This window comes from Arthrobacter sp. lap29, from assembly GCF_032458965.1.
GTDB lineage: Bacteria > Actinomycetota > Actinomycetes > Actinomycetales > Micrococcaceae > Specibacter > Specibacter psychrochitiniphilus.
Map to the genome: position 1 here is coordinate 348,637 of NZ_JAUCEK010000001.1, position 11,149 is coordinate 359,785.

Sequence of the window (11,149 nt, forward strand, 5' to 3'; positions counted from 1 at the left end):
CGGGCAAAGATCTATTCAACATTGGCGCAGGGCTCACCTAGTGCGCCGCCGGCGGCTTGAGCGGCGGAAATAGTGAGTGCTCACGCAGGGCAACTTCGTCCCAGATGACAGGCACGCACTGAAGGAAAACCGTCAGTGCGTGCCTGTACTTTTTAGTGTGCTTCGAGGCCGCCAAGCCCCGGATGATTCGGTACGCGCCTAGTTGGCTTCGGGAAGATCAAGCCACTGGTACCAGCCGCGGTGCAACACCAACCAAGCCATAAGACCGTACCCGGCCTGGCCGGGCGCCCCTGCGTTGGCGGCTACGTCGTTGCGCCACTGCTCATGATTTTGCAACGGCGTGAACGTATCAACGTAGTGGTGCTTGCGGCGGGTGGTGACATCAGCAAAGGCCGTATTCAACTCCGCCAGCTTGCGGTTCAGGGCAGGATCCAGTGACGGCGGTGGCCCCACCACGAACACGGGGATGTTCAGCTGGGTGGCGCCGTCGAGGATGTTCGCCAGGTTCAGCCGGCTGCGGGCAGTGGATAGCCCATATTCAATGTCACGGCCGGAAAGCCCAATGACCAGACGGTTCTCATGGAAGTCATCAAAGCGGCGCCCGGCCTCGTTGAGCCAACGCCCCGCTAAAGCCTCGGTGCCTTCCCGCGGGCAGGCCAAAACAAAAGGCTCTATGGAAACATCGTCGGAGGGGGTCCTTGCCAGAACCCGGCCCAACCAGCCCAGCGCGCGGGGATCGCCCACACCTGCCACCAATTCATCCCCGACAGCTACAATTCGCAGGTCCCGCTTCTCCACGGCTCCCCTTTCCTTCATGTAAAAAATCCGAAAGTCTAAACAAAAGATGCCCGGCCTGATAGTGCAGACCGGGCATCTTGGATGGGCTAACTACGCTCGAAAGCCTGCTTGATGAGCAATGTTTGCTCCACCGCGTGGGTCTTGGCGGACCCCGTAGCTGTGGCTGCAGAGGCAGGGCGGGAAACCCGGTTCAGTTTCTTCGCCAACTCCGGTGCCAAGTTCAGGCCCATGAACGGCCAAGGACCCTGGTTGGCAGGCTCGTCCTGTGCCCAGACCAGATCGGCATTGGGGTACTTGGCCAGTTCGGCCTTGATCTCCTCCAGCGGGAGCGGGTAAAGCTGCTCAACACGGATGATGGCAACCTTAGTGTCGGCGGCCTTCTCACGTGCTGCAATCAGATCGTAGTACAAGCGGCCCGAGACCATAATGACGCGATCCACGGCGTTGTTGTCCACCGCTGCATGCTCACCAATCACGGGACGGAAACCGCCCGTGGTGAAGTCCTCAACGGGGGAAGCGGCAGCCTTCAGGCGCAACAGCTGCTTCGGGGTGAAGATGATCAGCGGCTTGCGCGGGCGCAGGTACGCCTGGCGACGCAGCAAGTGGAAGTGCGAGGCCGGCGTGGTGGGGTTGGCCACGATCATGTTCTCTTCAGCACACATCTGCATGAAGCGCTCAATGCGAGCTGAAGAGTGGTCCGGTCCCTGACCTTCATAGCCGTGCGGGAGCATCAGTACCAGTGAGGAACGCTGGCCCCACTTCTGCTCAGCAGAGGAGATGAATTCATCAATGACCGTCTGGGCGCCGTTGACGAAGTCACCAAACTGGGCTTCCCAGACAACCAAGGCATCTGGGCGCTCTACAGAGTAGCCGTATTCAAAGGCCATGGCAGCGTATTCACTCAGGAGTGAGTCATAGATCCACAGTTGTGCCTGATCCTCGCTGAGGTCACGCAACGGGGTCCAGACCTTGCCATTGGCGCGGTCGTGGAACACTGCGTGGCGCTGTACGAAGGTGCCTCGGCGTGAGTCCTGACCAGCCATGCGGACAGGGACGCCTTCCATGAGCAGTGAGCCAAAGGCGCTGAGTTCACCAAAGCCCCAGTCAATGCCGCCTTCACGGGACATTGCCTCACGCTTAGCCAGGAGCGGCTTGAGCTTCTGGTGAATCTCAAAACCTTCCGGGATCTGTGTGTGGATGGAGCCGATCCGGGCCAGCATGTCTGCGCTGATGGCCGTGATCTGAGGATCGTTGACACCGGAGTCAGCCTGCTGGGCGGTGGGACGCTCCAGATCCGAAATGGCCTGCGAATCCTTGGTGATGATGGGGATCGGGGATGTCTGAGCAGCATGCGTTTCAGCGAAGACGCGCTCGAGGCGTTCCTGGTAGTCGCGCAGCAGCTGCGTGGCTTCCTCTTCGGTGATGTCGCCACGGCCAATCAGCGCTTCCGTGTACAAGCGGCGCACTGAACGTTTGGCTTCGATCAGGTTGTACATGAGTGGCTGCGTCATCGAGGGGTCATCGCCCTCATTGTGCCCGCGGCGGCGGTAGCAAACCAGGTCAATCACAACGTCCTTGCGGAAACGCTGCTGGAACTGGTAGGCCAGCTGTGCGGCACGGACCACGGCTTCGGGATCGTCTCCATTGACATGGAAGACAGGTGCCTGGATCATCTTGGCCACATCGGTGGAGTACACCGAGGAGCGCGATGAAGACGGGGCCGTGGTGAAGCCAACCTGGTTGTTGACAACAATATGGATGGTACCGCCGGTGCGGTAGCCGCGCAGCTGGGACAGGTTCAGGGTTTCAGCAACAACACCCTGACCCGCGAAGGCGGCGTCGCCGTGCACCATGATGGGTAGCACGGGGAAGTTCTCGCCCTGGTCCAGACGGTCCTGCTTGGCGCGGACAATTCCTTCCAGGACGCCGTCAACAGCTTCCAAGTGGGAGGGGTTTGCAGCCAGGTAAACCTTGGTTTCGTTGCCGGCGTCGGAAGTGAAGGTTCCTTCCGTGCCCAAGTGGTACTTGACGTCACCGGAGCCCTGGACGCTGCGCGAATCCTGGGTGCCCTCAAATTCGCGAAAGACCTGGGCATAGGTCTTGCCGGCAATGTTGGTGAGCACGTTTAGGCGGCCGCGGTGGGCCATGCCAATGGCAACTTCATCCATACCGTCATCAGCGGCATCGGAAATGATGGAGTCAAGCAGCGGAATCAGGGATTCGCCACCCTCCAGGGAGAAGCGCTTCTGGCCAACGAACTTTGTCTGCAGGAACGTCTCAAACGCTTCGGCGGAGTTCAGCTTGGAGACAATGCGTAGCTGCTCTTCGCGGCTCGGCTTGGAGTACGGGTGCTCCAGCTCGTTCTGGAACCATTCGCGCTGTTCAGGTTCCTGGATGTGCATGTATTCCACGCCAGTGGTGCGGCAGTAAGCGTCACGGAGGACGCCCAAGATGTCACGCAGCAGTAGTTTGGACTTGCCGCCAAAACCGCCAGTGGGCCATTCGCGGTCCAGATCCCAGAGGGTGAGGCCGTAGGTCAGCACATCAAGGTCCGGGTGCGTGCGCTGGACGTATTCCAGCGGGTCGGTGTCGGCCATGAGGTGGCCGCGAACACGGTATGAGTGGATGAGCTGCTGGATGCGGGCGACCTTGTTGATCTGGTCGGCCGGATCCACCTGCAGGTCAACACTCCAGCGCACAGGCTCGTACGGGATGCGCAGGGATTCGAAGATTTCATCATAGAAGTTCTCGGCACCGAGCAGCAGCTGGTGCACCTTCTTCAAGAATTCGCCCGAACCGGCACCCTGGATGACGCGGTGGTCATACGTGCTGGTCAGCGTCAAAATTTTCGATACGGCGTTGCGAGCGATGATCTTGGGGCTGGCACCCTGGTACTCGGCCGGGTAATCGAGAGCGCCGACGCCGATGATGGCCGCCTGGCCCTTGGACAGGCGCGGCACCGAGTGCACGGTGCCGATCCCACCGGGGTTGGTGAGTGAAACGGTGGTTCCGGAGTGGTCATCAGCTGTCAGCTTGCCAGCACGGGCACGCTTGATGAGGTCCTCATAGGTACGCCAGAACTCGGCGAAGTTAAGCGTCTCAGCCTTCTTGATGTTCGGCACCATGAGAAGGCGGGTGCCATCCGGCTTGGGCATGTCAATGGCAATACCGAAGTTCACGTGCGGAGGCTGCACTGCTACGGGCTTGCCATCGATTTCGTCGTAGTAGACGTTCATCGAGGGGAATTGGCCCAGCGCCTTGATGACGGCGTAGCCGATCAAGTGGGTGAAGGAAACCTTGCCGCCGCGGGCGCGGGCCAGGTTGGAATTGATGACAACACGGTTATCGATCAGCAACTTCGCCGGGATGGCGCGCACGCTGGTAGCCGTGGGAACTTCAAGGCTCATGACCATGTTGGCTGCAATGGCCTTGGCCGGTCCACGCAACACAGTCTTGACTGCTTCAGACGGAACGGACACGTCCTTGGCGGACTTGGGCAGCTGGGCCGGGATGGGGGTGGTTCCCGTGCGTGCTGCATCCTTGGCCGGAGCCGGCGGACGCGGGGCAGCCGGCGCCTTGGGGGCCACGGCGGGAGCTGCCGGAACAACGGCGGCGGGAGCCGGCGTCGTGCTTGCAGCAGGGGTGTCTGCCGCAGGGGCAGCAGGCGCAGGGGCGGCAGGTGCAGCAGCAACAGGGGCAGCTACAACTGGAATCTGGGCGGTGATGGGGGCGGAATTGCTGGCAGTATGGCGGCCATTGCCGGCCGCATCATCAGCAGCGAAACCCTCAAAGAGTGGCCACCACTTGGTGTCTACTGAGTTCTTGTTGCCCTTGTAGCGCTCATACAGTTCATCGACGAGCCACTCGTTGCCGCCAAATTCTTCTGGTAGACGGTGGATGGATTGCTCTGGCACGTGTATTACGCCTCTTCCATGAGTTCTTGTTGCCCGCTGTGCAGTCATACGCATGGCGACAGCACCCGAATCTGGCGGATGTTGACGGCGCAAACGTGCGAAGCCTATTCGTAAATGGTCAGGATCCGAGAAATCCCTTCCTCGAGCAAGTCTAGTAAGATTCACGGCCTGTAGGCCAATCTATGCCGCGGCGCGCCCGGGTGCTTCGTAAAAACATGCACGTTCTGGCGGTGAGGCGCCTCACATGGTGGCTAGACTCGGAGGCGGATGCTGCCAAGCTCAGAGGCGGCTGCCGGGCGCTGTGCGTACGCTGCCTAGCAGCTCTTCGGCTATCCGCCCGGGCATATACCACCGGCACGCGTGAAAGAGGGAGAAAGATGCGTTTTCTGACCCAACCCACCACGGACCTGACCTATTCAGATGTTTTCTTGGTTCCCTCGCGCTCCACAGTCTCATCACGGCTGGATGTGGACTTGTCCAGCGGCGATGGCACCGGCACCACCATTCCACTGATCGTGGCCAATATGACGGCAGTCTCCGGGAAACGGATGGCTGAAACCGTGGCCCGGCGCGGCGGCATGGCAATCCTGCCCCAGGACATTCCGTTGGATGTTCTGCGTTCCGTCACCAGCTGGGTGAAACAGCGTGATTCGCTTTTTGAAACACCTCTGCTGATGAGATCAAGTGACATTGTGATTGACGCCCTGCACCTCATGGGCAAGCGCTCCCACAACGCCGTGGTGGTGGTTGACGGTCATGACTTTATGGGTGTGGTGCGCGGTGCCGATTGTGAGGGGGCAGATAGATTCGCCTCCCTAGCCTCAGTTATGCGCTCAAATGTTTTGACGCTGGAGTCCGCACCCTTTGACGAGATTCGCACGCAGGCCGACGCCGGTGAACTGGATTTTGCTGCCGCGAAGGCGCAGACGGATGCGGCCCTACGGTCAGCCTTCGCAGTCCTTGATTCCGCGGGGGCCGACTACGCCCCTGTCCTGCGGGCTGGGGAGGTTGTGGGAGTTTTGACCCGTTTAGGGGCGCTGCGTTCCACCATTTACCGGCCGGCTCAAGATGATTCGGGCCACTTGCGGTTGGGTGTGGCCGTGGGGATCAACGGTGATGTGGCCGGGAAGGCCGCGGCTCTTTTGGACCATGGTGTGGACGCCTTGGTGGTGGACACGGCCCATGGTCACCAGGAAAAGATGCTGGCCGCACTGCGCGGTGTGCGCCTGCTGGGCCCATCCGTTCCGGTGGTGGCGGGCAACGTGGTCAGCGCTGCGGGTGTGCACGATTTGGTGGAGGCCGGCGCGGACATCATCAAGGTAGGGGTTGGTCCGGGTGCCATGTGCACCACACGCATGATGACGGCTGTGGGCCGGCCCCAGTTCTCTGCCGTTTTGGAATGTTCCGCGGCAGCCGCAGAGCTGGGTGCCCACGTGTGGGCCGACGGCGGTGTGAGGTACCCGCGTGATGTTGCCTTGGCTTTGGCTGCCGGTGCCAGCCAGGTCATGATTGGCTCTTGGTTCGCCGGCACGTATGAGAGCCCGGGGGATCTGCACCTGGACGCCACTGGGCGCCAGTTCAAGGAAAGTTTTGGCATGGCCTCGGCCCGGGCCGTGGCGAACCGTTCCTCGGGGGACGCCGCTTTTGAACGCGCCCGCAAGGGATTGTTCGAGGAAGGAATCTCTACTTCCAAGATGTATCTGGATCCGGCTCGGCCGGGAGTGGAAGATCTCTTGGACATGATCACGGCAGGGCTGCGCAGCTCATTTAGTTATACGGGTGCGTCCTCCCTAGCCGAATTCCGGCAGCGGGCCATTGTTGGGGTGCAGTCCGCGGCTGGTTATGAGGAGGGCCGGCCACTACAGCAAAGCTGGTAGGGGAGCAGCTCACCTGGGCTCCGGTGGGCTCATCCGGGGTTTCTGGCCCAAGGTTTGGTATACAAGAAGCTATGACTACCCCTGAAGATGCTTCACCTTCACCCACCAGCCGAGTGCCTGCTACCCGAAAGTCTGCCACCCGGATTGTGGTCATGGGTGTTTCCGGGGCCGGTAAGTCCACCATCGGCACGCTCGTTGCGGACGCCCTGAATGTCCCCTTCGTGGACGCCGATTCGCTGCATCCGCTGGGAAATGTCCGCAAGATGGCCGGCGGCACCCCGCTTGATGACGATGACCGCTGGCCCTGGTTGTACCTGGTGGGCCACGAATTGGCGGCCACCACGGCCAGCGGAATTGTGGTGGCCTGCTCGGCGCTGAAGCGGCGCTACAGAGACGCCATCCGGGAACAGGCGCCCGACACCATTTTCTTGCACCTCGATGGCACGCTTGAGGTGCTTAGTGCAAGGCTTGAGGGCCGCTCCGGGCACTTCATGCCGCCGAAGTTGCTCGCCTCCCAGCTGGAAGCCCTGGAACCGCTGGAAGCCGACGAGTCCGCCGTCGTGGTTGATGTGGGTGGGAGCATGAGCGAAATTCTGGACCGCGCCGTGAGCGGCATTCGCCAAGGGCACGGGCAATAACATGTCCGACGCCGGAGCAAGCCTCCGCGCGCAGGAACAGTTGAGCGTGGGCCAAGTTGCCCAACGTGGTGACGTCAGCGTTTCAGCACTGCACTTTTATGAGCGGCAGGGGCTTATTTTCAGTTCCCGAACCTCCGGGAACCAGCGCCGCTACCCCCGCTCAGTGCTGCGCCGTGTGGCTGTCATCCGGGCAGCCCAGCGTGCAGGCATTCCGCTGTCCCTGGTGCGCGGGGTCTTTGCCGAACTCCCTGATCACGGCGTCCCCACCCAGCAGGATTGGCAGCGCCTGTCCGAGCACTGGCAGAGTGAATTGGACGCCCGCATCGCCGCTCTGCAAAAACTGCGGGGCAGTTTGGGTGGCTGCATTGGCTGCGGTTGCCTTTCGCTGGCAGAATGCGGCTTCGTCAACCCTGATGATCAGGTAGCCGATTTGGGGCCAGGGGCGCGGGCGTTCGACGGCATCGATCGGGATGAATAATACAACGGTGTCCAGCGGTGTGAGGGGCCTCATGGCGCTCCGGCTTGACCTCAACTAAGGTTGAGGTTCTAGAGTCACTTGAGGATCTTGGCCCAGAGGGCAAGACGCGGTGAGAGGAATTTTGTTATGACTGTGCAGGCCCATCACGTTCAGCTCGGTGCACCGTTAACGCAAGAAACCATGACGGCGGGCTTCAAGGCAGCCTTCGGCGGGCACCCTGCCGGCGTTTCCATCATCACAGCCGATTCTGTGACGGGGCCAGTGGGCATTACGGCGTCGTCGGTGGCTTCAGTTTCCGCAGACCCGCCGCTTTTGGCCTTCTCATTGGCTGCCTCGAGCGGTTCGGCGGCGGCGATCGCCGTGGCCGACTCTGTTGTGGTGCATCTGCTCACTGCCGGAGATCTGGAGTTGGCCAAGACCTTCGCAAACTCCGGAGCTGAGCGATTCGCTGGAACAATGGCCTGGACCCGGCTGGAGACAGGTGAGCCGCTGCTGTTGCACGGTGGCTACGCGCTGCGCTGCAAGATCATCAGCCGTACCCCGGCCGGCGGCTCCTTATTGCTGGCGGCGCACGTTCAAGAGATCATCACCTCCGAAGATGGTGCGGCGCATGGAGACCATGTGCCCATGGTTTACCACGGCCGTAACTTCCATGCCTTGGGCGAACACACAATCTTGCCCCACTAGAGATTCACGGCAAACTCACGGCTTTTGTTCACCTGTTCGACACCGAAGTCTCAGCAGTCCCGGTGTGCACTGGGGTAGACTGAACGTCCAATGGAAAGTAAATCTAGGGGCCGGCGCAACGGCTTACAGGGCACTGAAGGTGCCACTTGTATTCACGTTGCTCATGCCGGCAAAACCCGTACACATGACCACAGTTCCCTCACCCCCGCAGTGGCCGGCCCCAGCGCCGACCACCCTCCGCCGGCGGTCAACCCCCCTCAACGGACAGCATGGCTGTCCGTCACATCTAGGGGGGTGCTGTAAATGGAATGGTTACTACTTGCAGCAGGCCTGCTGTTAATCCTTGGCACAGGATTCTTTGTTGCCGTTGAATTTTCCCTCGTTGCGCTGGACCAATCCACCGTGCAACGGGCCGTGAACAATGGGGACAAGGCAGCAGTTCCGCTGCTGCGCTGTTTGAAGTCTCTATCTACGCAACTTTCCAGCTGCCAGCTGGGTATCACCTTGACTACTTTGTTGACGGGATTCCTGATGGAACCGTCACTGGGAGCCTTGCTCCAGGGACCGCTAGGCGTGCTGGGCATCCCCGAACTGGCTGTTTCTGGCATAGCGTTGGCCCTGGCCATGCTGATCGCCACGCTCCTGTCAATGCTGATTGGCGAACTGGTTCCCAAGAACATGGCCATTGCCAAGTCGCTTGAAATCGGCAAGCTGGTGGCCCGGCCGCAACTGGTGTTTACCGCCGTTTTCAAGCCCGCCATCATTGTCCTGAACGGCTTCTCCAACAAGGTGCTGAACGTGTTCGGCATGGAAGCCAAGGAAGAGATTTCCGGCGCCCGATCGCCGTCGGAGTTGGCCTCACTGGTGCGCCGTTCCGCAGCCATGGGCACCTTGAACAAGGGAACGGCAACGTTTGTGGCCCGCACCCTGAGCTTTTCCGAGCGCACCGCCGCAGACGTCATGACACCGCGCATGCAAGTTCAGACGATTGAAAGTACCCAGTCCGTGGCGGAGATCATTGACGCCGCCCGGCGCACAGGCTTCTCCCGATTCCCTGTCATCTCTGAATCGCCAGATAACATTGTGGGCGTGGTACACCTGAAAAAGGCTGTTGCCGTGCCCTCCCACAAACGTGAATCGCTCCAAGTTGGCGCCATCATGACTGATGTTCTGCGGGTGCCGGAAACTGTTCACCTGGACGCCTTGATTCTTGAACTCCGCGAGGGAAACCTGCAAATGGCCGTGGTACAAGATGAATATGGTGGCACTGCCGGCGTGACCACACTAGAAGATCTGGTGGAGGAAATTGTTGGGGAAGTTTCCGACGAGCATGACCGCATCAAGCCGGGCATTTTGCTCGGTGCTGACGGGACCTGGCTTTTTCCTGGACTCATGCGCCCCGACGAGGTCACTGAGCGCATTGGCCCGCTCAATGTTCCAGACGAGTCAGGCTACGAAACTGTGGGCGGCTTCATGATGGCAGAGCTGGGCCGCATCGCCGTCCCCGGTGACAGCGTCACTGTGGAGGGAGGGACTCTGGTGGTTGATCGGATAGAACAACGCCGTATTGACCGGATCCGGTTCCTTCCGGCACCAAGTCCCGACGGCGCCAAAGGTGGCCCCGGTGCCACCGAAGGTGCAGCCTCAAAGGAACGCGGTGAGCGAGCATGAGCCCCATTGCCGGAATTGCCTGGTTGGTGGTGCTGCTCCTGGGTAACGCCTTTTTTGTTGCCGCCGAGTTTGCCGTCATGACTGCGCGCCGCAGCCAGATTGAACCTCTGGCGGACGCAGGTTCCAAGCGTGCCAAGATCACCTTGGGCGCCATGGAAAACGTCTCGCTGATGCTGGCATGTTCGCAGCTTGGCATCACGGTGTGTTCGCTGCTGATCTTGAACGTCTCCGAACCTGCCATCCATCACCTGCTGGCCGCACCACTGCATGCCCTGGGTATCCAGGACAATGTGGCATCACCGGTGGCCTTCATCGTTACCTTGGCGCTTGTGACCTTCCTGCACGTGACGTTCGGTGAAATGGTGCCGAAGAACATGAGCGTTTCCGCAGCGGATAAGGCGGCCTTGCTGCTGGCACCGCCGCTGGTACTTGTCACTAAAGTGGTGCGGCCCCTGATTGTGGCGCTGAACTGGACTGCCAACCATATTGTGCGGTTGTTCGGGATCACACCCCAGGATGAGGTGTCCTCTACCTTCACGCTGGAAGAAGTGCAATCGATCGTGGAGGAATCCACCCGCAGTGGGCTGGTGGTTGACCAGACGGGTCTGATCACCGGTGCCCTGGAATTCTCGTCCCAGACGGCCCAGAGCATCATGGTGCCCTTGGCGGATCTGGTCACGTTGCCAGCAAATGTCACCCCCGCGGACTTTGAACGTGCCGTGGGTAAAACAGGCTTCTCACGCTTCGTTTTTGCTGATGAGGCGGGCGTGCTGATCGGCTATTTGCACCTGAAGGACGTGCTGCGGATTCCCTTGGAGCGCTACCAGATGCCCATCGGTGAAGCACGTGTGCGTTCCATGGTGAATCTGGCGGCCACCGAGGAAATTGAGGATGTTATGGCTACCATGCAGCGCACCGGCTCACACATGGCCAGGGTTATCGATGCCCATGAACAGACCATGGGCGTGCTGTTTTTGGAGGATGTTATTGAGCAGTTGGTAGGCGAGATCCGCGACGCTACTCAGACGCACATCCACGAGCGACGAAAAGCTTGATGCGAACGGTTCCTAATATGGGCTATGCTGG

Annotated in this window: 8 protein-coding genes; 6 read left to right on the forward strand and 2 right to left on the reverse strand. The window is 60.5% G+C overall.

Features of this window, described 5'->3' with window-relative positions:
- Positions 1-198: 198 nt before the first annotated feature.
- On the reverse strand, positions 199-816 hold the full coding sequence (locus RY113_RS01565; protein ID WP_110106593.1) for a GDSL-type esterase/lipase family protein: 618 nt from the start codon (positions 814-816) through the stop codon (positions 199-201).
- Positions 817-884: 68 nt separating this feature from the next.
- Complete coding sequence (locus RY113_RS01570; protein ID WP_315913072.1) at positions 885-4,712, reverse strand: multifunctional oxoglutarate decarboxylase/oxoglutarate dehydrogenase thiamine pyrophosphate-binding subunit/dihydrolipoyllysine-residue succinyltransferase subunit; 3,828 nt, start codon at positions 4,710-4,712, stop codon at positions 885-887.
- A 377-nt stretch (positions 4,713-5,089) separates the two neighbouring features.
- Between RY113_RS01570 and RY113_RS01575 the strand changes: the two genes are divergently transcribed.
- From RY113_RS01575 to RY113_RS01600, 6 genes are all read left to right on the forward strand, one after another.
- Positions 5,090-6,589, forward strand: coding sequence for a GuaB1 family IMP dehydrogenase-related protein (locus RY113_RS01575; RefSeq protein WP_110106595.1), 1,500 nt, complete (start codon positions 5,090-5,092; stop codon positions 6,587-6,589).
- A 71-nt stretch (positions 6,590-6,660) separates the two neighbouring features.
- Positions 6,661-7,227, forward strand: a complete 567-nt coding sequence (locus RY113_RS01580) for a gluconokinase (RefSeq protein WP_315913073.1) — start codon at positions 6,661-6,663, stop codon at positions 7,225-7,227.
- Position 7,228: 1 nt separating this feature from the next.
- The gene (gene soxR / locus RY113_RS01585; protein WP_315913074.1) at positions 7,229-7,705 is read left to right on the forward strand and encodes a redox-sensitive transcriptional activator SoxR; all 477 of its coding nucleotides are present in this window, start codon (positions 7,229-7,231) and stop codon (positions 7,703-7,705) included.
- 126 nt (positions 7,706-7,831) lie between these two features.
- On the forward strand, positions 7,832-8,392 hold the full coding sequence (locus RY113_RS01590) for a flavin reductase family protein (RefSeq protein WP_211315129.1): 561 nt from the start codon (positions 7,832-7,834) through the stop codon (positions 8,390-8,392).
- A gap of 303 nt (positions 8,393-8,695) precedes the next feature.
- On the forward strand, positions 8,696-10,063 hold the full coding sequence (locus RY113_RS01595) for a hemolysin family protein (RefSeq protein ID WP_315913075.1): 1,368 nt from the start codon (positions 8,696-8,698) through the stop codon (positions 10,061-10,063).
- Positions 10,060-11,118, forward strand: a complete 1,059-nt coding sequence (locus RY113_RS01600) for a hemolysin family protein (RefSeq protein WP_110106599.1) — start codon at positions 10,060-10,062, stop codon at positions 11,116-11,118. Before RY113_RS01595 ends, RY113_RS01600 begins: the two co-directional genes overlap by 4 nt.
- The last annotated feature ends 31 nt before the right edge of the window (positions 11,119-11,149 follow it).

What these genes read in the sequence shown, in the direction of transcription:
- RY113_RS01565 (WP_110106593.1), bottom strand. Translation starts at nt 816, where the DNA reads ATGAAGGAAAGGGGAGCCGTGGAGAAGCGGGACCTGCGAATTGTAGCT.
- RY113_RS01575 (WP_110106595.1), top strand. Translation starts at nt 5,090, where the DNA reads ATGCGTTTTCTGACCCAACCCACCACGGACCTGACCTATTCAGATGTT.
- RY113_RS01580 (WP_315913073.1), top strand. Translation starts at nt 6,661, where the DNA reads ATGACTACCCCTGAAGATGCTTCACCTTCACCCACCAGCCGAGTGCCT.
- soxR (WP_315913074.1), top strand. Translation starts at nt 7,229, where the DNA reads ATGTCCGACGCCGGAGCAAGCCTCCGCGCGCAGGAACAGTTGAGCGTG.
- RY113_RS01590 (WP_211315129.1), top strand. Translation starts at nt 7,832, where the DNA reads ATGACTGTGCAGGCCCATCACGTTCAGCTCGGTGCACCGTTAACGCAA.
- RY113_RS01595 (WP_315913075.1), top strand. Translation starts at nt 8,696, where the DNA reads ATGGAATGGTTACTACTTGCAGCAGGCCTGCTGTTAATCCTTGGCACA.
- RY113_RS01600 (WP_110106599.1), top strand. Translation starts at nt 10,060, where the DNA reads ATGAGCCCCATTGCCGGAATTGCCTGGTTGGTGGTGCTGCTCCTGGGT.